Annotated in this window: 19 protein-coding genes; 7 read left to right on the forward strand and 12 right to left on the reverse strand. The window is 67.8% G+C overall.

What is annotated here, in order from left to right; genetic code table 11:
• Positions 1-180: 180 nt before the first annotated feature.
• The 4 genes from ACZ1JS_RS10660 to ACZ1JS_RS10675 are packed head-to-tail and all read right to left on the reverse strand — an operon-like array spanning position 181 to position 4,776.
• On the reverse strand, positions 181-1,188 hold the full coding sequence (locus ACZ1JS_RS10660) for a zinc-dependent alcohol dehydrogenase family protein (protein WP_465166036.1): 1,008 nt from the start codon (positions 1,186-1,188) through the stop codon (positions 181-183).
• Positions 1,185-1,709 (reverse strand): lactoylglutathione lyase, encoded by a 525-nt coding sequence (gloA, locus tag ACZ1JS_RS10665; protein ID WP_465166037.1) that lies wholly within the window; start codon positions 1,707-1,709, stop codon positions 1,185-1,187. Before gloA ends, ACZ1JS_RS10660 begins: the two co-directional genes overlap by 4 nt.
• A gap of 11 nt (positions 1,710-1,720) precedes the next feature.
• Complete coding sequence (locus ACZ1JS_RS10670; RefSeq protein ID WP_465166038.1) at positions 1,721-3,820, reverse strand: ATP-binding protein; 2,100 nt, start codon at positions 3,818-3,820, stop codon at positions 1,721-1,723.
• Positions 3,817-4,776 (reverse strand): glycoside hydrolase family 43 protein, encoded by a 960-nt coding sequence (locus ACZ1JS_RS10675; RefSeq protein WP_465166039.1) that lies wholly within the window; start codon positions 4,774-4,776, stop codon positions 3,817-3,819. The genes ACZ1JS_RS10670 and ACZ1JS_RS10675 overlap by 4 nt, the downstream gene beginning before the upstream one ends.
• A gap of 174 nt (positions 4,777-4,950) precedes the next feature.
• On the opposite strand from ACZ1JS_RS10675, the gene ACZ1JS_RS10680 reads away from it, so the two are divergent.
• Both ACZ1JS_RS10680 and ACZ1JS_RS10685 read left to right on the forward strand, forming a co-directional pair.
• The gene (locus ACZ1JS_RS10680) at positions 4,951-7,341 is read left to right on the forward strand and encodes a M1 family metallopeptidase (RefSeq protein WP_465166040.1); all 2,391 of its coding nucleotides are present in this window, start codon (positions 4,951-4,953) and stop codon (positions 7,339-7,341) included.
• Positions 7,338-7,814 (forward strand): DUF6702 family protein, encoded by a 477-nt coding sequence (locus ACZ1JS_RS10685; RefSeq protein ID WP_465166041.1) that lies wholly within the window; start codon positions 7,338-7,340, stop codon positions 7,812-7,814. The genes ACZ1JS_RS10680 and ACZ1JS_RS10685 overlap by 4 nt, the downstream gene beginning before the upstream one ends.
• Positions 7,815-7,930: 116 nt before the next feature.
• On the opposite strand, the gene ACZ1JS_RS10690 is transcribed toward ACZ1JS_RS10685, so the two are convergent.
• Complete coding sequence (locus ACZ1JS_RS10690; RefSeq protein WP_465166042.1) at positions 7,931-8,350, reverse strand: TlpA family protein disulfide reductase; 420 nt, start codon at positions 8,348-8,350, stop codon at positions 7,931-7,933.
• Positions 8,351-8,419: 69 nt separating this feature from the next.
• Between ACZ1JS_RS10690 and ACZ1JS_RS10695 the strand changes: the two genes are divergently transcribed.
• Positions 8,420-10,366, forward strand: a complete 1,947-nt coding sequence (locus ACZ1JS_RS10695; protein WP_465166043.1) for an energy transducer TonB — start codon at positions 8,420-8,422, stop codon at positions 10,364-10,366.
• On the opposite strand, the gene ACZ1JS_RS10700 is transcribed toward ACZ1JS_RS10695, so the two are convergent.
• Entirely contained in the window at positions 10,335-11,681 is a 1,347-nt protein-coding gene (locus tag ACZ1JS_RS10700) for a sensor histidine kinase (protein ID WP_465166044.1), read from the reverse strand. The genes ACZ1JS_RS10695 and ACZ1JS_RS10700 overlap by 32 nt on opposite strands.
• The gene (locus ACZ1JS_RS10705; protein ID WP_242117069.1) at positions 11,678-12,343 is read right to left on the reverse strand and encodes a response regulator transcription factor; all 666 of its coding nucleotides are present in this window, start codon (positions 12,341-12,343) and stop codon (positions 11,678-11,680) included. Before ACZ1JS_RS10705 ends, ACZ1JS_RS10700 begins: the two co-directional genes overlap by 4 nt.
• A gap of 111 nt (positions 12,344-12,454) precedes the next feature.
• On the opposite strand from ACZ1JS_RS10705, the gene ACZ1JS_RS10710 reads away from it, so the two are divergent.
• Positions 12,455-13,060, forward strand: a complete 606-nt coding sequence (locus tag ACZ1JS_RS10710) for a hypothetical protein (RefSeq protein WP_465166045.1) — start codon at positions 12,455-12,457, stop codon at positions 13,058-13,060.
• A 139-nt stretch (positions 13,061-13,199) separates the two neighbouring features.
• Here ACZ1JS_RS10710 and ACZ1JS_RS10715 read toward each other — a convergent pair whose 3' ends face one another.
• The 4 genes from ACZ1JS_RS10715 to ACZ1JS_RS10730 are packed head-to-tail and all read right to left on the reverse strand — an operon-like array spanning position 13,200 to position 15,907.
• Positions 13,200-13,823 carry a DUF1190 domain-containing protein gene (locus tag ACZ1JS_RS10715; protein ID WP_242117066.1) on the reverse strand — a complete coding sequence of 208 codons (624 nt, stop codon included), beginning with the start codon at positions 13,821-13,823 and terminating at the stop codon, positions 13,200-13,202.
• 13 nt (positions 13,824-13,836) lie between these two features.
• Complete coding sequence (locus ACZ1JS_RS10720) at positions 13,837-14,250, reverse strand: DUF350 domain-containing protein (RefSeq protein ID WP_465166046.1); 414 nt, start codon at positions 14,248-14,250, stop codon at positions 13,837-13,839.
• Between the two features lie 17 nt (positions 14,251-14,267).
• A complete protein-coding gene (locus ACZ1JS_RS10725; protein ID WP_465166047.1) occupies positions 14,268-14,906 on the reverse strand; it encodes a DUF2491 family protein in 639 nt (212 codons plus the stop codon).
• Positions 14,903-15,907 (reverse strand): ion channel, encoded by a 1,005-nt coding sequence (locus ACZ1JS_RS10730; protein ID WP_465166048.1) that lies wholly within the window; start codon positions 15,905-15,907, stop codon positions 14,903-14,905. The genes ACZ1JS_RS10725 and ACZ1JS_RS10730 overlap by 4 nt, the downstream gene beginning before the upstream one ends.
• Before the next feature lie 98 nt (positions 15,908-16,005).
• Between ACZ1JS_RS10730 and ACZ1JS_RS10735 the strand changes: the two genes are divergently transcribed.
• Genes ACZ1JS_RS10735 through ACZ1JS_RS10745 form a run of 3 tightly spaced genes read left to right on the forward strand, consistent with a single transcriptional unit; the run spans position 16,006 to position 18,354 of the window.
• Complete coding sequence (locus tag ACZ1JS_RS10735) at positions 16,006-16,437, forward strand: YjfI family protein (RefSeq protein ID WP_056459411.1); 432 nt, start codon at positions 16,006-16,008, stop codon at positions 16,435-16,437.
• 13 nt (positions 16,438-16,450) lie between these two features.
• The gene (locus ACZ1JS_RS10740; RefSeq protein ID WP_465166049.1) at positions 16,451-17,191 is read left to right on the forward strand and encodes a PspA/IM30 family protein; all 741 of its coding nucleotides are present in this window, start codon (positions 16,451-16,453) and stop codon (positions 17,189-17,191) included.
• The gene (locus tag ACZ1JS_RS10745) at positions 17,191-18,354 is read left to right on the forward strand and encodes a glutathionylspermidine synthase family protein (protein WP_465166050.1); all 1,164 of its coding nucleotides are present in this window, start codon (positions 17,191-17,193) and stop codon (positions 18,352-18,354) included. The genes ACZ1JS_RS10740 and ACZ1JS_RS10745 overlap by 1 nt, the downstream gene beginning before the upstream one ends.
• Positions 18,355-18,512: 158 nt before the next feature.
• On the opposite strand, the gene ACZ1JS_RS10750 is transcribed toward ACZ1JS_RS10745, so the two are convergent.
• A complete protein-coding gene (locus ACZ1JS_RS10750; RefSeq protein ID WP_465166051.1) occupies positions 18,513-18,824 on the reverse strand; it encodes a DUF167 domain-containing protein in 312 nt (103 codons plus the stop codon).
• Positions 18,825-18,885: the final 61 nt, after the last annotated feature.

Here is an 18,885-nt window from a genome sequence, read left to right on the forward strand (position 1 = left end):
TGGCCGCTGGCGGGGGCGGATGGGCGATTGGCAAGCTCGCCGCCCCCCCAGGAAAATCCGTTCGGTTCGAGCAGCTTCCAGCCTGTCGAAGCGGCGTATCGAAGGACCGTCCCAGATACTTCGATACGGGCTTCCGACAGGCTCAATCCCTACGCAGCACAAACGGCGAAGGTGAGACCCCTACCACTCGACCCCGATCTTTCCGAAATGATCGCCGCCTTCCTGAAACCGGAATGCCTCGGCTAGATCGCCCAGCTCGAACCGCCGATCCACGACCGGCCGTATCCCCGTCACTTCTAGCGCGCGGACGAAGTCCTGCTGTTCGCGCCGGCTGCCGACGATCAGGCCCTGCAGCCGCGCCTGTTTCGCCATCAGCGCCGCCGTCGGCACCTCGCCGCCACGTCCGGTCAGCACTCCGATCAGCGAGATATGCCCGCCGACGCGCACTGCGGCGATCGACTGCGCCAGCGTCGCCGGTCCGCCGACCTCGACGACATGATCGACCCCGCGTCCGTCCGCCCATCGCGCGACCGTAGCGCCCCAATCGGGATCGCTGCGATAGTTGACGGTAAAGTCCGCGCCCATCGCCACCGCGCGCGCCAGCTTGTCGTCGCTCGACGAGGTGATCGCGACCTTCGCGCCCATCGCCCGGGCGATCTGCAATGCCCAGATCGACACGCCGCCGGTGCCGAGCAGCAGCACCCGGTCGCCCGCCTTCAATCCGCCATCGACCACCAGCGCCCGCCATGCGGTGAGGCCGGCGGTGGTAATAGTCGCCGCCGCGACCGCGTCCCAGCCCTTGGGCGCGAGGGTGAAGGCGGTGGCGGGCAACACGACCACCTCCTGCGCGAACCCGTCGATACCGTCACCCGGCGTCCGCGCGAAGTCGCCGATGGTAGGCGCGCCGTCCTGCCAATCGGGGAAGAAGCACGACACGACCAGATCGCCGACCGCGAAGCCGGTCACGCCCTCGCCCACCGCTTCGACGATCCCGGCGCCATCAGCCATCGGCACCCGCCCGTCTTCGGCCGGCGACTTGCCGCTGGCGACGATATAATCGTGGAAGTTGAGCGAGCTGCCATGCAGCTTCACCCGAATCTCGCCCGCCCCCGGCTGTCCCGGATCGGCGCGGTCGACTAGTTCCAGCCGGTCGAGCCCGCCGGGCGCACGCAGTTGGACCGCCTTCATGCGTCATCCCCTGCTGCATCGACCACCGCCTGAGTCATGCCGTTCGGCGACAGGATCTCGATCCAATATCCATCGGGATCGGTGATGAAGGCGATGTCCTTCATTCGCCCCTCATCGGGCCGCTTGCGGAAGGGGACGCCCAGTTCCTCGAACCGGGCGCAGGCGGCGGCGACGTCGGGCACGCTGATGCCCAGATGCCCGAAGCCGCGCGGATCGTCGTTGCCGCTGTGATATCCTGCGAAATCGGGATCGTCCTCCGTCCCCCAATTATGCGTCAGCTCCAGCGTCGTCTCCCGGCTGAACACGAACCGCGCGCGCTCCTTGGGATCGCTGGGCACCGTCTCACCGTCGCGCAGAAAGCCGAGAAAATAGAGCGAGAATGCCGCCTCGTCGAAATCCAGCTTTTGCAGCAGGGTCATGCCCAGCACGTCTTGGTAAAAGGCGATACTGGCGCTCGGATCGCGGACGCGCAACATGGTCTGGTTGAGGGTAAATCCCTCGGTCCCTTCGGGTCGGGTCATCGCAACTTCCTTCAACGATCGGTGGGAGTGCCCGCCAATCCGGCAATCGCACGGGCCAGTTCGGCCTCGCGGAACGGTTTGGTCAGGCGCGGCAGATCGGGTGCCAGCCCATCGATATCGGCATAGCCCGATACGATCAGCACCGGCAGCCCGGGATGCCGGTCATGGATCGCCCGCGCCAGCCATACGCCGGTCCGGCCGGGCATCAGATGATCGGTCACCACGAGGTCGAAGCGCCGCTGCGCCAGCATTTGTTCCGCATCGATGGCGCCATCGGCCTCGACCACCTCATATCCCAGGCTCTGGAGCATGTCGGCGGTCGTCATCCGCACCAGTGCCTCGTCGTCGACCACCAGCGCGCGGCCGCGGAACCCCGGCTCGCCTGCCGCGTCGTCCTCACCCGCCTCCACCTGCCGCACGCGCTCGCCGCTGACCGGCAACCACAGGTCGATGCGCGTACCCAGACCGGGGGCGCTGACGATCGCCATCGTGCCCCCCAGTTGCAGCGCCAGCCCATGCACCATCGACAGGCCCAGGCCCGTACCGCGCCCGATACCCTTGGTCGAAAAGAAGGGTTCGATCGCGCGCGCCACCGTCTCGGTATCCATGCCGGTCCCGGTATCGATTACCGACAGCCTGACATATGGGCCGGGTGCCACGCCCGCCGCTGCCGTCGCCTGCGTATCGGGACAATCGGCGGCGATCGTCAGCGTGCCGCCATCGGGCATCGCATCGCGCGCATTCACGCACAGGTTCAGGATCGCCATTTCAAGCTGGTTGCCATCCGCCAGCGCCGGGGGCAGGTCGGCGGCGATCATCGTCCGCACCGCGACCGGCGACCCGGCGGTGCTCGCGATCAGGTCGGCCATCCCTCCGACCAGCACCGCCAGATCGACCGGCCCCGACTGGAGCGGTTGCCGCCGGGCGAAGGCCAGCAGCCGATGGACCAACGTCCGCGCCCGCTCCGCCGATTGCAGCGCGCCATCGACCAGTCGCGCCTCGCGCGGCGACAGGGTGCCGCGCCGCTGCAACAGGTCGAGGCTGCCGAGGATTGGGGTCAGCAAATTGTTGAAATCATGCGCCACCCCACCGGTCAGCTGACCCATCGCCTCCATCTTCTGCGCCTGGCGCAGCGCATCCTGCACCTCCTGCAACGCCATTTCGCCCCGGCGCCGCTCGGTCACGTCGGTCACGAACTGGAACGCGCCGACCTGCCGCCCCTGCCCATCGCGGACGGCGTTGAACTTCATTTCATAGGCGCGACGGGCATGCCCCCGCGCCGGATCGCCGAATTCCGCCGCGGTCGTGTATTCCTCGCCCGCAAGCGCCGGGTCCCACGCCGCGCGCACCGCCGCCTGCTGATCGGGCTGGTCGGCGATCAGATCGAGCAGATTGTCGCCGACCTTCGGCCGCACCCCGAATACCGCCTCGAACGCGTCGATCCCCGCCCGATTGATCGCCATCCAGTTGTAATCGAGGTCGATGACGTTGACGACCGAGTCGGTCGTCTCGACGATCGAGGCGAGCAGGTTGCGCTCGGCCGTTCGCTGGTCGACGCGCAACTCCAGCGTGCGGTTGAACTGGCGCAGATCGTCGAGCGCGGTGGTCAGCTCGGACTGGCTGCGTTTCAGCGCCGCGTCGGACAGCACCCGCGCCGTGGTCTCGTTGGTGAAGATGAACAGCCCGGCGATATCCCCCCGCCGGTCGAGGATACGCGAATAGGAGAAGCTCCACCACGTATCCGCCGCCCCGCGATCGGTATCCAGCTTCCACGGCACGTCGACATAGCGGGGGCTGTTACCGGCATAGGCCGCCTCGATGATCGGCATCGCCTGTTCGAGGCCATCGGCCCAGACCTTGTCGAACCGCTCGCCCATCGCCCAGTCGAGCCGGGGCCCCAGCAGCGGGAAATAGGCCTCGTTGAAGAAGAACCACAGCTCCGGTCCCCAGCACAGGATCATCGATTCCGGGGAATTCACCACGAGGCTGAGCGCGCTGCACAGTCCCTCCGGCCATTGATCGGGCGGTCCCAGCGGATGGTCCGACCAGTCGCGCGCACGGATCATCTCCGCCGCGCGACCGCCACCGTTCAGAAAGGGGGCGACCGTCATGCCGGTCCCTGCGCCAGCGCATCGGCCGTCGCGCGCGGAATGCGCACCAGCGACCCATGCCGTGCGCCGGGTGGCATCGACAGTTTCGTGCCGACATCGCGCCACGTCACGAAATCGCGCGTCGCCGCCGCCCCCCATTTGCCGTCGCGATAGACGTCCCAGTAGCATATTGTCTCGCCGCCGATCACGGTCGTCATCGGTCCTTCGACCCAGGGCGGCGTGAACGGCGTGCCGAGCTTTCCGAACGGTCCGGTCGGCGACTTGGTCGATGCTACCTGCAACCATTTGCGCGGCGGGGTCAGCGTCTCGTCCTTGACGATCAGGTGCAGCCCGCTCTCCCCACGCGCAAACGTCCCGTCAATCACGCTGAACCCCGGATCGTACAGCACCTTCGGATCGCTGAACGTCACGAAATCGCGTGTCGTCACATACCAGAGCCGATGGTTGTAGCCGGACTCGGACGTACCCGCCGTTTCCTCGAACCGTCCGGCGACCGTGCTCGACCAGAAGATCACGAAATGCCGCGCCTTCGCGTCCCAGATGGCCTCGGGCGCCCAACAGTTGCGCGTGCCCTTCACCCCCGCCATCACCGGCAGCGCGCGTTGCGGCGACCAGTGGCGCAGGTCGCGGCTGGTGGCATGGCCGATCGTCACCCCCTCCCATGCCGTCGTCCACACCATATGCCATGGCGCGTCGCGGCCGATCCCGCGAAACACGAACGGATCGCGCATCAGCTTCGCCTCGCCGACCATCGGCGGCAGGTAACTTCGCCCGCCGCCCAGTTCGCGAAACGCAAAGCCGTCGTCGCTGATCGCCAGCTTCAGCCCCGCCGCCTCGCCCTTGCCGGTCCCGAAATAGGCGAAGAGCAACGGATCGTCCGCGCGCGCCGCCATTACCCGCGAAGCCATAGGCAGGCAGGCGAGCGTGCCGATCATCGTCCGCCGGTTCAACCGCATAGCCCGCGCACTCGCCTCTGATACCCTCGACGCACCGATTGCCGCACTCCGGGGTCGACCGCAACCATCGGTGCGGTCGTGTCACATTATATCCGATATTGCCGTCGCCAATGGTTGACGCGCATCGTATCACCGGCAACGATTACCCGTCCGTCCGTTCGAAAGGCCAAACCCTTGCCCGCCGTATCCCGCATCGCGCTGGTCGCCCTGCTGCTCGCCTCGACGCCCGCTTTCGCCGACCCCATCCGTCAGACCAAGGGCGACTGGCAGGACAAATTCCGTCAGCTGGAGGGAGAGGATTGGCCGACGCCCACCGACTACCGCAACGCATCGGGCGCGCCCGGCTATCGCTACTGGCAGCAAAAGGTTGATTACGACGTCAAGGTATCGCTGAACGAAGCGACCAAGGTCGTCACCGGTACCGAGACGATCCGGTACCGCAACAACTCTCCCGATGCGCTGCCCTATCTGTGGCTGCTGCTCGATCAGAATCATTACAAGCGCAATTCGATCGTCGAGCTGTCGCGCACCGTTCCCGACGCCAACACGATCAGCATCGGCGAGATCCGCCGGGCGGAGGGGATGAAGAACTGGGAGGGCGGCTTCACGATCGCGGCCGTGCGCGGCCCCGATGGCCAGCCGCTCGCCCACCGCGTTACCGACACGCTGCTGCGCATCGAACTGCCGCAGCCGGTCGCGGGCAATGGCGGCGAGGTCACGCTGTCGATCGACTGGTCGTTTCCGATGGCCGAGCAGAAGGTCGTCGATGGCCGATCCGGCTACGAATGCTTCACCGGGGCCGGCGAAGACGGCAACTGCATCTTCGAAGGAGCGCAGTGGTTCCCGCGCCTCGCCGTCTATTCGGATTACGAGGGCTGGCATAACAAGGCGTTTCTCGACGCCGGCGAATTCACGCTGGAGTTCGGCGATTACAAGGTCGCACTGACCGTGCCGTCCGACCATGTCGTTTCCGCCACTGGCGTCCTCCAGAACGCCGATCAGGTCCTGACCGCCACGCAGCGCCAGCGGCTGGAACAGGCGAAGTCCGCCACCGCGCCGATGTACATCGTCACCCCCGACGAAGCCGCCGCCGCCGAACGCAGCCGGGCTTCGGGCACTAAGACTTGGACCTTCGCCGCGCAGAATGTCCGCGACTTCGGCTGGGCATCGTCGCGCAAATTCGCGTGGGACGCGATGAACGTCCGGCAGGATTATGCTGCCAACCCGAACGTCCTGGCGATGTCCTTCTACCCGAGGGAAGCGCGTCCGCTGTGGGACGCCTTCTCGACCAAGGCGATCGCCCATACCATCGACGTGTACGGAAAGTTCGCCTTCCCCTATCCCTATCCGGTAGCGCAGTCCGTCAATGGCCCCGTCGGCGGCATGGAATATCCGATGATCACCTTCAACGGGCCGCGCCCGGTGAAGGACCCCAAGACCGGCCTGCTGACCTATACCGAACGCGCCAAGACCGGGCTGATCGGCGTGGTGATCCACGAGGTCGGCCATGACTGGTTCCCGATGATCGTCAACAGCGACGAACGCCAATGGACATGGATGGACGAAGGGTTGAACACCTTCCTCCAGTTCCAGGCCGAAAAGCTGTGGGACAAGGACTTCCCCTCGCGGCGTGGCGAGCCGAAGGACATTGCCGAATATATGCTGTCCGACAATCAGGTTCCCCTGATGACCCAGTCGGATTCGGTGCTGCAATTCGGTGCCAACGGCTATGGCAAGCCCGCCACCGCGCTGACCATCCTGCGCGAGACGGTGCTGGGCCGCGAGTTGTTCGACCGCGCCTTCCGCGAATATGCGACGCGCTGGCGCTTCAAGCGGCCGACGCCCTACGACTTCTTCCGCACGATGGAGGAAAGTTCTGGCGTCGATCTGGACTGGTTCTGGCGCGGCTGGTTCTATTCGACCGACCATGTCGACATCGCGCTCGACAAGGTCGTCGAGGGCCGCATCGCCGGTCGCGATCTGGAGGCCAATGCCCGCGAACGCCGTGCGATCCGCGATGCGGAGAACACGTCGCTGACCGTCCGCAACAATGCCGGCCAGCGCACCGTCACCGAACGCGATCCCGCGACGCGCGACTTCTATGACCAGCAGGACGATTTCGCCGTCAGCCCGCAACAGCGCCGCGACCTCGCCGAAAAGCTCGACAAGCTGACGCCGGAGGAACGCGCCGCGTTCGACGTGAAGGACAAATTCTACCGCTTCTCGCTGCGCAACATCGGCGGGCTGGTCATGCCGGTTCCGCTGAAACTCACCTTCAGCGACGGCAGCAACGAGATCGTCCGCATCCCGGCCGAGGTGTGGCGCTACGATCCGAAGGCGGTGACGTGGCAATATGTAACCAACAAGACGATCACCGGTGCCGAGGTCGACCCGCTGCTCGAAATCGCCGATGCCGATCGATCGAACAATGTCTATCGCGGCGCCATCCGTCCGGTCATGCTGGAGATCGAGGATGTCGAGGATCTGGAAAACCGCATGAAGGACTTCGACGTGCAGGTGAAACCCGGCTCGCTGCGCACTTATCCCGCGCCGGTGGCGAAATGAGGGGGGCGCTCGCCCTCCTCGCCTGCTTCGTGGCCGCCGCCCCGGCACAGGCGCATCGCGGCCATGACTCGCTCGCCGTGGTGACCCTCGCCGATGGTAAGGTCACCGTGTCGCACCGGTTCGAGGCGCACGATATCGAACCGGCGTTGGCGAAGATCGCACCCCAGGCGCAGACCAGCCTCGACGATCCCGCCGCGATGGCGGCGTTGCGCAGCTATCTGCAGCGCCGCTTCGTCCTGCAGATCGACGGCAAGCCGGTCCCGCTGACCTATGCGACCACCGACCTGTCGCATGCCGAGGTCCGCATCGATTATACCGGCCGCGCGCCCCGCAAACCGAAGTCGGTCGCGATCCGTTCGACTGTGCTGACCGACGTCTATCACGGGCAGGTCAACCAAGTGAATGTCCGCCAGGGCAATGTTGTGAAGTCGTTGACCCTGCGCGGAGCGGGCACGGGTAGCGTGACGCTGTAACTTCCGCCCCGTCTTGCCGTGCCTTCGCGCAAGCGGGGCCCAGAGCCAAGCAGGTCAACGGCTTGCGTCTGGAACTCTGGACCCCGCCTGCGCGGGGGTACGGCAGTGATGGCCCACTACCCCCGACACGCTTCCACCATTCCCCGTGCGCTCGCGGCCGTCATGCCACCGCGGTGCAGCGCACAGGGCCGCCCATCCCGGCCGATCGCCACGCTGAACGGCAGCCCCGCCGTCTTCGCCAGCAACTCGGCGCGCACCTCCGCCATCCGCGCCGCATCGGGGCGCCAGACCTGATCGATCGGCACCCCGCGCAACATGGCATCGGTCGCCCGGCCACGATCGATCGGCACCACCAGCACCCGGTACGCCCCCGCCCCGCCCGCAATCGCCGGCAACTGCCGCAATTCGCCATGACATGGCGCACACCACGACGCGACGAACAGCAGGATCGATCGCGCCGGATAGCGCGCCGGATCGGCCGGCGCGGCTCCGGTCAGCAGCAGCGCGCCCGCGATCAAGGTCCAAATTCGCCGCATTCGCCCGCCCTGCCCATCGACGCTGTCATCTTGGCGTGCTTTGTTGCCGGACAATAGAGGGGATGATGAATGATCGACGCGATTCTGCACGGACTACTCGCGGTGGCGCAGGCGGCGACGCCCGCCCCGGCGGCGACGACGCTGCAAGCCCAGTTCGATGCCGCCAACATCGCCTATGAAACCCGCAAATGTGCCGACGCGATCAGGCTGTACGATGCGCTGGAGGCACGCACCGTCGGCACGAAGAACGCACTGCTGCTCGGCGCGGTGAAGGTGCGCAAAGGCATCTGCGTCGCGCGCAACGGCGACCATGTCGCCGGGGCCGCGCTCATCCGGCAGGGCATGCCCGCGCTGGCCGGACAGGCCGCCGAATTCGCCGCCGACCTGCGCGATGCGCATATGGTGCTCGGCACCGCCGCGTTCGATGCGTTCGACTATGACGCGGCGGCTTCGTCCTATCGCGACGCGCTGGCGCTGGCCAAGGGGCTCGATCGCGTCGCCCCGCTACTCGCCCTGTCGCGCACGCTCGCCTTCGACGGCGATGGCAAGGCGCTGGCCTATGCGCAGGAAGCCCGCGATCTCGCTGCCAAGGAACCGGCGATCGGCAAGGACGTGCTGGCGCTTATCCAGACCCGCTATGCCCGCGTCCTGCTCAACAACGGCAAGAAGGAGGAGGCGTACAGCGTCCTGAAGGATTCGCTGCGCAAGCAGGGCGGCCTCGACCAGCGCGTCAGCAGTTCCGAAGTCGCCACCCGCGCCGACCTTGCGCTCGCCGCACTGCTCAACGGCGACCGGCAACAGGCGCAGACCTATATGGCCTATACCGGCGCGGGCCGGATGAAGGACGATGCCTTCGCCGCCGCGATCAACATGAAATCGGCGGCCTGCGGCTCGGCGACCGGTCTGAAGCCCGACGATTTCGCGGTCGTCGAATTTTCGGTCGCCGACAACGGCACGGTGAACGCGGTGACCCCGATCTACACCACCGGCGGACGCGACGTGGCGCTGGCCTTTGCCCGTGCCGTGTCCGACTGGTCGTGGTCGCCGACCGAGTCGGTCAAGATTCCGGCCTTCTTCCGCAACGCCACCCGGATCGAGTTGAAATGCTCGACCGCCGCCGACCGTCCGTCGCTCGGACAGCCGCTCGGCGACGCGTTCGACGCCTGGGTCCGTACCAAGGGCCACCAACAGGACTGGTCGGACCTGACCCCGGCCCGCGCCTATCCGCTGGTCCGCGCCGAAGCGAGCCGGGCGCGTGCCGCCGGGGACCAGGGCGCGCTGCTCGCCGCCGATGCGTGGATCGCTTATTCCTCGCTCCCGACCGAGGCCGAGCGCATCGCCGCCGCCGCCGAAGCGGCCGCGCTCGCCCGGACGATGCAGGCCCCCGCCTCCGTCACCACCTATCTTGCGCTGGCCGAGATCGATGCCGATCGCAGCCATTACGATCAGGACGTCCGCAAACGGACCGCGCTGCTGGCCCGGCCGGAGATCAACGCCGACCCGCTGTCCGCCGCGACGGTCCGCATGATGCTGGCCAACCGTTCCTACCCGGCCGCGCCCAAGGCGGAGGCGGAGCAGCTGATCGCCGCCGTCGTCGCCGCGCCGCTGCCCGAAAATCATCCGCTCAAGGTCGCGGCGCTGCTGCGACAGGCCGACCTGCTGGCGCAGCGCGGCGAGGTGGCACAGGCGCGCGCCGCCTTCGACCGCACCGGGCTGACCAGCGATCAGTGCGCGCTGATCGCGCCCAGCCCGGTCGTGCAGCGCAGCGGCGCAACCAGCAACCTTTACCCGACCGAAGCGGTGCAGATGGGATTCCAGGGCTGGGCACAGGTCGAGTTCGACATCGCCGCCGACGGTCGCACCATGACCCAGCGGACCATCGCCGCCTATCCGCCCTTCGTCTTCGGCGAAGCGGCGCAAAAGATGGTCGGCGCCACCCGCTATCGCAGCAGCTTCCGCCCCGAAGGAAACACCGCCTGCTCGGCTAATATCCAGCGGTTCCGCTTCCAGCTGTAACCGGCAGCGTGACGGTGGCGACCAACCCGCCCCCGTCCGCCTCGCCCAGTTCCAGCCGCCCGCCATAGAGCGCCGCCAGATCGCGGACGATGGCGAGGCCGAAGCCATGCCCGTCGCCGCGCTCGTCGAGCCGCACGCCGGGATCGGTCGCCCGCGCGCGGTCGGCGACGGGAATGCCGGGACCGTCGTCGCTGACGCGCAGCACCGCGAACCCGCCCTCGCGCACCGCTATGACCTCGACCGCCGACCGGGCATGGCGCGCGGCATTGTCGATCAGATTGCCGGCCAGTTCGTCCAGGTCGGCGGCATCGACCGCCACCGACAGGTCGGGCACCGCCGCCCGCACGATCAGCCCCCGGTCACGGTGCAGCGCCGCCACAGCCGCCACCAGCCCCTCGACCGCCGGTCGCAGCGCCGTCGCCGCCCGCCGGTCGACCGTGCCACCGCGGGCGCGCGCCAGATGATGCCGGATCGTCGCGTCGATCCGCGCCACCTGCATCGCACGGGGATCGTCGCCCAGTTCGATCGCCAGCGTCGCCACCGGCGTCTTGAGCGCATGGGCGAGGTTCGCCGCCGATCCGCGCGCCGTCGCCAGCGCCGCCGCATTGTCGCGGACCAACGCGTTCAGCTCGACCGCCAGCGACCGCAATTCGTCGGGCTGATCCTCGGGCACATCCGCCGCCGCGCCCTCCCGCACCGCCGCCACCCGGTCGCGCAGGACCCGGAGCGGCCGCAACCCCAGCCGCAACTGCACCAAGGTCGCGACCGCCAGCACCAACGCGACGATCGCCAGCGTGAGCAGCAGCGGCAGCATCGCCCCGCGCAACGGCTGTTCGATCTCGCGCCGCGGCACCGCCACCGCCACGCGCCCGCGCCCCTCGGGCAGGTCGAGCACCAGTCCATGCACTCGCGTCGCATCGGGCAGCGTCAGGTCGAACGGCGCACCGAACCCCGGCCCCCGCCCCGCCGGCGGTCCGCGTTCCGGTCCCACCGGCGGCCCCGGCGCGCGCAGCGTCGCGAGCGGCGGCATGGCTGCACCGACCGACCCGCCCGGCGTATCGATCCGCCACACCGCATCCGTTCCGATCGCCGTCGCCAGTTCCGACCGGTCGAGCAACTCGCGGTCGATCGTCCCGTCAGGCCGCACCACCGCACGCAGCAACCGCAACCGGTCGCCCAGCCGCGCATCGATGTTGCGCGTCACGAAATGGTCGAGCACGCCCCCGATCGCGAACCCCGCCACCGGCAGCGCCACCAACGTCGTCGCCAGCGACAGCGCCAGCATCCGGCCATGGATCGACCGCGGCAACCTCATACCGATCCCGCCGTCAGCCGATATCCGCGCCCGCGCACCGTCTCGATCAGCGACGCGCCGATCTTCTTGCGCAACCGGCCGATAATGACCTCCAAGCTGTTCGAATCGACATCGGCATCGCCCTCATAGACCCGCTCCATCAGGTCGAGCCGCTCGATCACCGCTTCCTTCGCCAGCATCAGCGCCGCCAGCACCCGATATTCGAGCGCGGTCAGCTTGATCGGCAGCCCATCCAGCTCGAACACCCCGGTCTGCGTTTCATAGGCCAGCGGCCCGCAGGTCAGCCGTGTCGCGCCATGCCCCGCCGCGCGGCGCACCAGCGCGCGCAGCCGCATCATCAATTCCTCGACGCGAAACGGCTTGGTCAGGAAATCATCTGCCCCCGCCTTGAACCCGGCGACCTTGTCCGACCATCCGTCGCGCGCGGTCAGGATCAGCACCGGCAGGTCGCGCCCCCCCTCGCGCCACCCCTTCAGCACCGCCGTCCCCTCACGATCGGGCAGGCCCAGATCGAGCACCGCCACGTCATAGCGCTCGGTATCGCCCAGATGCTGCGCATCGATCCCGCTGGGCACCAGATCGACCGCGCAATGTTCCGCGCGCAACGCCCGCGCGATGGCAGGGCCCAGATCGGGATCGTCCTCGACAAGCAATATCCGCATGGCACCTTCCGCTATCGCTGCCGCTTAAACCGAAACTGAACCGCGGGGTTCAGCGTGGCGAGGGGATGAATCGCTAGAACGGCTCCATCGAACAACGAAGGAGTATGACACATGGCGAAATTCTCTCTGGGCGGTCCGGGCAAGCTCGTCCTCGGCGTCGCGATCGGCCTCGCCATCGGCGCGGCGGGCGGGGCGAGTGCGGTGTCGATGACCCGCCCGTCGGTCGAAATGGCGCCGACCGTCGCCACCCCCGTCGCGAAGCTCGCCAGCGACAACGGCGTCGTCACGGTCAAGGGCCGCGTCGCCGAAGTCTTTGGCGACCGCTTCGTGGTGCAGGACGCGACCGGCCGGGCGATGGTCGATGCCGGGCGCGACGCATTGGTCCGCAAGGGCGCGGCGGTGCAGGTGCAGGGCCGCTATGACAATGGCCAGCTCAAGGCGAGCTATCTGGTCGACGCCAATGGCAAGGTGACCCCGGTCGGTCCGCCCCCGCCCCGCCCCGGCCACGGCCCCAAGCCCGGCCCCGACGGCGCACGCGGTCCGGGCGGTCCCGGCGGCCCGGGTTGCGCTCCGGGCGCAGTCCCGCCACCGCCGCCCGCCGACGGCAGCGCTCCCCCGCCGCCGCCCACCAGCGGTCAGGTCCCCCCGCCCCCGCCGGCCGGCGCGGCACCGCTCGCCAAGGTACCGACCACGGCACCGGTGACGTCGACACGCTAAGTCCGCTTGCGTGAAGGCTGGACCGCCCTGATCCGGCAGTGCCGGAACCCTTCCGTACCCCCGCGCAGGCGGGGGTACGGTACAGCGGACATTCGCACGGGGCTCGCACCCGCGAGGATCGACCCGCCGCTTGCGCCCTTTACCCCCCGAACGACCGCCCGCCGCCCCAGCCGCCGCTCGACCGCGCGCTCACCCGGCCACCGAAGCCGCCGCGCGAGACGACCGAGCTGCGCGTCTGGATGCGCTGGGTCGTGACCGGGGTCGTGATCGCGTCGCGGCCGACCGAATAGCGATAGCCGTTGCCACGGCCCAGATACGCGCCCGACCCGGTATACCAGCCGCCATCGCGGTCGCGCCGGTCGCGGTAGAGGCCGCCATAGGTATAGCGCGACGAATTGTTGTTCAGCAGTTGCCCGATGAGGAAACCGGTCAGCAGCGGGGTGAAGAAGCTCTGTCCGCCCTCGCTGCGCTGAAAGCACTGCGCCGATCCGAACTGTTCCTCGCACAGCGCCTGGCTGTCGAAACGGGGCGCGGCCTTCGCATCCTCGTTGAACGCCTTTTGCTGGGCGGCGACGCAGGTGTCGCGGTCATATTGGCCGCTGTCGACGCATTGCTGGATCGTCTGGAAGGCGGCGACCTCGGTCGGCGGGCCGAAGCGCGCCTGTTCGTTATTGTCGTCGCAGCCGGACAGCATCGCGACCGCGCCGACGGCGGTCAGGCCGGCAGCGACCGAGCGTTTGCGGCGGGGGGGCTGGGTAGTCATCGGCGGGAGCCTCTCAATAGGTCATCGACGCGGCGTTGAGCAGGCCGAGTCCGATCGACGTCGCCGCGCTGTAGATCGCGCTGGCGATGTTCCCCTCTTCGATCCGGGTGACCATGTCGCGCACGATCAGGCGGCGGACGATGAAGGCGGCGACGATCTGGATCACGCCCGCCAGCAGCGCCCAGGCGGTGAATTCGACGACGCTGACCGTGACGCTCAGCGCGGAGGCGAGCGGCAGCGCGAAACCGATGATCGCACCGCCCAGCGCGATCCCCGCCGCCGGATTGTTGGCGGCGATCAGTGTGCGCTCGTCATAAGGCGTCGAAATCTGGTACAGCCATTTGAAGACGGTCAGGAACACACAGGCCAGACCGAAGGCGATGACGAAATGCAGCGCCCCGTCCAGAAAATATGCGACATCGAACATCCCGGTCCCCCTAAAGCTCAGGCGTTGAATTCGGCGGGCAGCAGCGGCAGCCCGACCATGATCTCGTGCGTCAGGTCGCCGCCCTCGGGCTGCATGGCGATGGCGAGCAGCAGTTCCTGCCCCTCGGGCGCGATGTCGCGGGCATAGAGCATGCAGGCCTGCTTGATCTGGCGGACGGGGCGGCCGGTGCGTTCGTAATAGACCGCCTCCCACAGTTCGACCGGCGGCTGGCTGCGATCGTCGTCGGCGTACCAAAAACGCTGGAAACGGGCGAGGCCGGGTTCGTCCCACACCGGCTGCGACAGGCGCTGGCGGAACGCGCCGGTATCGGCCCAGTCGGTCGGGTAGGTCGACGACCATGGCCGGAACAGGGTGAAATCGTCGGCGTCGGACCCGTCGGCCGACTGGCTCACCGCCTGCAACATCAGTTCGTCGTCGGTGTAGAAGCGGTGGACATGGCTGCCATCGTCGAGCCGGATCACCCCCTGCGCGGTGATTTCCAGCGTATCGCGGTCGAGGGTGAAGGCCGCGCCGGTCAGCCGCCGCCATGCCAGCGCGTCGAGCCGGACCTGTCGCCCGATGGTGATGTTGCGGACGACGGCGATCGCCGGGGGTTCGTCCTTGGGCGCGCCGCCGAACAGGCTGCCGAAAATCATGCCGCGATCCTTGTCCGCGCGATGTAGAAGAGCCGGTCGCCGACCGCGACCTGGCCGTCGGGGTCGAATACCGGCGAATTGGCTCCGGCGCTACAGGTCGCGACGAGGATTCCGCCGCGCATCCGCAAATCGCGCGCGGCCTGATCGAAGCTGCCGCCGGTGCGCGCGGTGGTGGCATAGAGGGTGCCGCCGTCGTCGGTATGGCTGGCGAGCTGCGCGATCAGGCGGCTCGACCCTGGATCGCTCAGCGCCTTCACCACCAGTTCGACGGTCGGGGTCAGCACCACCTCGACCTGCGGACAGTGCGCCGCCAGCAGCCCGGCGGTGTCGGGATCGCGCAGGAAGCAGACGACATGGCCCGCTTCGTTGAGCGCGGTGACGGCCAGCGTCGCCGCCAGCGTATCGGGATCGGACGGCCCATAGACGATGACCCGCTCGGCGGTCGCCACCCCCGCCCGGCGCAAATCGGCGGGTGCGGTCAGCGAGGCGACGCGGACGAAGCGATGCGTCGCGGCGTCCACGGTCAGTTCCTGCGTCGCGACCAGCACCAGTTCGTGCCCCTGCCCGTCGGCGACGATCTCCGCGATCATGCGCGGCGTACGATCAGGGTCGTAGCCGACAAGGACGATATGACCGCGCATCGCCCTATAATCCCCCAACCCCATGCGTCGCCGCCGCCAGCGCGCCGACACCCCGGCAAAGGCGCGGGCGATCGACACGGTGAACAGCGCGATCGCACCGGGCATGACGAACAGCGCGGTGACGATCCGGCCCATGTCCGATTTGGGCGACAGATCGCCATAGCCGACCGTCGAGGCGGTCGTCGCATACCAATAGAGATAGGCCGAGGGACGCAGCAGGTCGCCCTCCCCGGCAAAGGCCAGCAATTCCCACGAGATGGTCATGTGCAGGACCAGCAGCGCAAGCAGCACGCCCCGGTGCAGCTCGCTGGCCGCGAGATAGAGCCGCCGTAGATAATTGCCGAGACTGAATGACTTCATCCCCTGCCCATGCCCCCGCATCTTGCTTTTTGGTCGGCCCTTATGCTTGGGGTGTCAAGCGCGGCCAACACACCGGGCCGAGCTTTTCGGAGGGATGGATGGACGAAGCACCCCGTAGCTGGACGACCGCCGGACTGGCGCAGGCGCTCGGCGGTCCCGATTATGCCGACGAACTGAGCGTCGAGCGGATCGAACAGGCCGAACCGGTCCTGAAACTGACCATGCATCATTTCGGCGACCTCGCCATCTTCGCCTCGGTCGCGGGCGAACAGATCGTCGTGTCGAGCCTGTTGTGGCCGGTCGACGAACAGAGCGAGCCGGACGCGTTCAACCGCTTCCTGCTCAAGACGCAGAAGCTGGTGCCGCTGTCCAATTTCGCCATCGCCGATGTCGGCGGGCGCGAATATTATGAACTGGTGGGTGAGCTGTCGGTCGAATCGTCGCTGCGCACCGTGTTGATCGAACTGCGCGTGCTGGCGCAGAACGCGATCGAGGCGGCGTCCGAACTGCGCACCGAATTCGCCGCGTAACGGAGAAGTATCGATGTCGATGTGGAAGAACCTCGTGGCGCTGGTGCGCGGCACCGCGCACGAAACCGGGCAGTCGATCGTCGATGCGAAGGCGTTGACGATCCTCGACCAGCAGATTCGCGATGCCGGCACGCTGCAGTCGAAGGCGCGCGACGATCTGGCGACGCTGACCGCCAAGCGGCGGATGATGGAAAAGGAGCTCGAGGCGCTGACCTCTCAGCGCGAGAAATATGAATCGTCGGCGCGGGCGGCGATGGCGCGCGGCGACATGGACCTTGCGCGCGAAGTCGCCCAGCGCCTCGCGACGATCGAGCAGGAACAGTCGAGCAAGACGCCGCAGATCGCCGAAATGCGCGCGGCCGAGGACAAGATCCGCGGTATCATCAAGACCGGCGACGGCAAGATCGACGCGCTGCGCCGCGAGGTGGATGTCGTGCGCGCGAACGAAAGCGTCCAGAAGGCGCAGGCCTCGGTCGCCAGCAGCTATGGCGGCGCGGCATCGTCGCTGGGGTCGGCGGCGGACAGCCTCGCGCGGCTGAAGGAACGGCAGGCGATCCGCGAGGAGAAGTTCAAGGCGCAGGCCGAGCTGGAGGATATGCGCACCGGCGCCGATCTCGACGCGAAGCTGCAGGCCGCCGGCCTGTTGCCCGGCACGTCGAGCGCCGACGACATCCTCGCCCGCCTGGCGCAGCCCAAGGACGCGCCGCGCCTGTCCGACGGGACGCGCGACGGCGGGACGATCGGGCGCGATTGATGGAACGCCGCGCGGTCGCCCCCCGTCCCGACTGGCGGGCGACCGCCGAGCGGATGGGATTCACCTTCCACCATCAGGACGGCCAGAAATATTGGGAGGAGGAAGCGTGGTACGCCTTCTCGCTCGACGAAGTGGAACAGGGGATCGAGGCGCCGAGCGCCGAACTCCATGCGATGTGCCGCGATCTGGTGGACGAGGTGGTCGGCAGCGAGGCGCTGATGCGCCGCCTCGCCATTCCCGACGACATGCGCGACGTGGTCGCGGCGTCGTGGAAGGCGCATGCGCCGACGCTGTACGGGCGGTTCGATTTTGCTTATCGTGGCAGCGGCCCGGCCAAGCTGCTCGAATATAACGCCGATACGCCGACCAGCATCTTCGAGACCGCGCTGTTCCAGTGGCAATGGCTGGAGGATCGCATCGCCGACGGCACGCTGCCAGCGAGCGCGGACCAGTATAACCGGCTACACGATGCGCTGGTCGAACGCTTCGGCGCGCTGTTTACCAAAGGCAGCACGGTGCATTTCGCCTCGGTCGACGACCATGTCGAGGACCGCCAGACGGTCCGCTATCTGGAGGATGTCGCGCGGCAGGCGGGGCTGGACCCGGCGTTCGTCGCGATCGACCGGATCGGCGTCGACGGCGACGGCGCGTTCGTCGACGGCGACGACGTGCTGATCGCGGCGCTGTTCAAGCTGTATCCGTGGGAGGATATGCTGCGCGAACCATACGCCAAGCAGTTGGCGGCGACGAAGACGCTGTTCCTCGAACCCGCGTGGAAGGCGCTGTTGTCGAACAAGGGGATCTTGCCGCTGTTGTGGCAGCGGCACCCCGGGCATCCGAACCTGCTGCCGGCAGCCTTTGCCGACGACAGCGCGGCGCTGGCGGAGATCGGCGACGCCTATGTGCGCAAGCCGATCTTCTCGCGCGAAGGATGGGACATCGAACTGGTCGACGGCAGCGCCACCGCGCATGGGCCGGAGGGCGGCTATGGCGAGGAAGGCCATGTCGTGCAGGCATTGGCGCGGTTGCCGGTGTATGACGGCAATCATGCCGTGGTCGGATCGTGGATCGTCGGTGACGAAGCGGTGGCGCTGTCGGTGCGCGAGGATGACGGGCCGATCACGCGCGATCTGGCGCGGTTCGTACCGCATGCGATCGTCTAGCCAGTTCTTCCTTCCGGCAAGGCGAGCTTCATTCGAAAGTCCGCCGTACCGTGTCCCCGCGAAGGCGGGGACCCAGGACCCCACGCGCAAGCCTTTGCTCTGCTTGGCTCTGGGCCCCCGCCTTCGCGGGGGTACGGATGGGTTTTGGCGGACGGCGGTCAGGACAGCAGTGCCCGTAACGCTGCCTCCACCGCCGCCGGTTCCCCCTCGATCCGCAATCGCTTCACCCGTGATGTCTGCCCCGCGACCAGCGTCACCGCGCCGCGCCCGACGCGCAACTGCTTCGCCACGAACCGCACGACTTCGTCATTCGCCGCGCCATCGACCGGCGGGGCGGCGACGCGCAGGCCAAGTGCGGTCGCGTCGCCTTCCAGCGCCACCACGCCGGTCACCGCCGTCTTGGACGCTTTGGGCGTCGCACGGATCGTCAGCGTGGCGCCGGTCGCGTCGAGGGTGAAGGGATCGCGCATCGCCAATTCCTTGCCGTCGCAAGTCTCGCCAAGGCAAGCGGCTTGGCACAAAGTGGCGCGC

Source organism: Sphingomonas sp. BL-S-05 (genome assembly GCF_055521695.1).

Excerpts from the sequence above, each read along its gene's own strand:
- ACZ1JS_RS10690 (WP_465166042.1), bottom strand. The coding sequence starts at position 8,350 with ATGCGGCGAATTTGGACCTTGATCGCGGGCGCGCTGCTGCTGACCGGA.
- ACZ1JS_RS10700 (WP_465166044.1), bottom strand. The coding sequence starts at position 11,681 with ATGAGGTTGCCGCGGTCGATCCATGGCCGGATGCTGGCGCTGTCGCTG.
- ACZ1JS_RS10685 (WP_465166041.1), top strand. The coding sequence starts at position 7,338 with ATGAGGGGGGCGCTCGCCCTCCTCGCCTGCTTCGTGGCCGCCGCCCCG.
- ACZ1JS_RS10715 (WP_242117066.1), bottom strand. The coding sequence starts at position 13,823 with ATGACTACCCAGCCCCCCCGCCGCAAACGCTCGGTCGCTGCCGGCCTG.
- ACZ1JS_RS10670 (WP_465166038.1), bottom strand. The coding sequence starts at position 3,820 with ATGACGGTCGCCCCCTTTCTGAACGGTGGCGGTCGCGCGGCGGAGATG.
- ACZ1JS_RS10735 (WP_056459411.1), top strand. The coding sequence starts at position 16,006 with ATGGACGAAGCACCCCGTAGCTGGACGACCGCCGGACTGGCGCAGGCG.
- ACZ1JS_RS10695 (WP_465166043.1), top strand. The coding sequence starts at position 8,420 with ATGATCGACGCGATTCTGCACGGACTACTCGCGGTGGCGCAGGCGGCG.
- ACZ1JS_RS10745 (WP_465166050.1), top strand. The coding sequence starts at position 17,191 with ATGGAACGCCGCGCGGTCGCCCCCCGTCCCGACTGGCGGGCGACCGCC.
- gloA (WP_465166037.1), bottom strand. The coding sequence starts at position 1,709 with ATGACCCGACCCGAAGGGACCGAGGGATTTACCCTCAACCAGACCATG.
- ACZ1JS_RS10740 (WP_465166049.1), top strand. The coding sequence starts at position 16,451 with ATGTCGATGTGGAAGAACCTCGTGGCGCTGGTGCGCGGCACCGCGCAC.
- ACZ1JS_RS10750 (WP_465166051.1), bottom strand. The coding sequence starts at position 18,824 with ATGCGCGATCCCTTCACCCTCGACGCGACCGGCGCCACGCTGACGATC.
- ACZ1JS_RS10705 (WP_242117069.1), bottom strand. The coding sequence starts at position 12,343 with ATGCGGATATTGCTTGTCGAGGACGATCCCGATCTGGGCCCTGCCATC.
- ACZ1JS_RS10730 (WP_465166048.1), bottom strand. The coding sequence starts at position 15,907 with ATGAAGTCATTCAGTCTCGGCAATTATCTACGGCGGCTCTATCTCGCG.
- ACZ1JS_RS10725 (WP_465166047.1), bottom strand. The coding sequence starts at position 14,906 with ATGATTTTCGGCAGCCTGTTCGGCGGCGCGCCCAAGGACGAACCCCCG.
- ACZ1JS_RS10675 (WP_465166039.1), bottom strand. The coding sequence starts at position 4,776 with ATGCGGTTGAACCGGCGGACGATGATCGGCACGCTCGCCTGCCTGCCT.
- ACZ1JS_RS10660 (WP_465166036.1), bottom strand. The coding sequence starts at position 1,188 with ATGAAGGCGGTCCAACTGCGTGCGCCCGGCGGGCTCGACCGGCTGGAA.
- ACZ1JS_RS10720 (WP_465166046.1), bottom strand. The coding sequence starts at position 14,250 with ATGTTCGATGTCGCATATTTTCTGGACGGGGCGCTGCATTTCGTCATC.
- ACZ1JS_RS10710 (WP_465166045.1), top strand. The coding sequence starts at position 12,455 with ATGGCGAAATTCTCTCTGGGCGGTCCGGGCAAGCTCGTCCTCGGCGTC.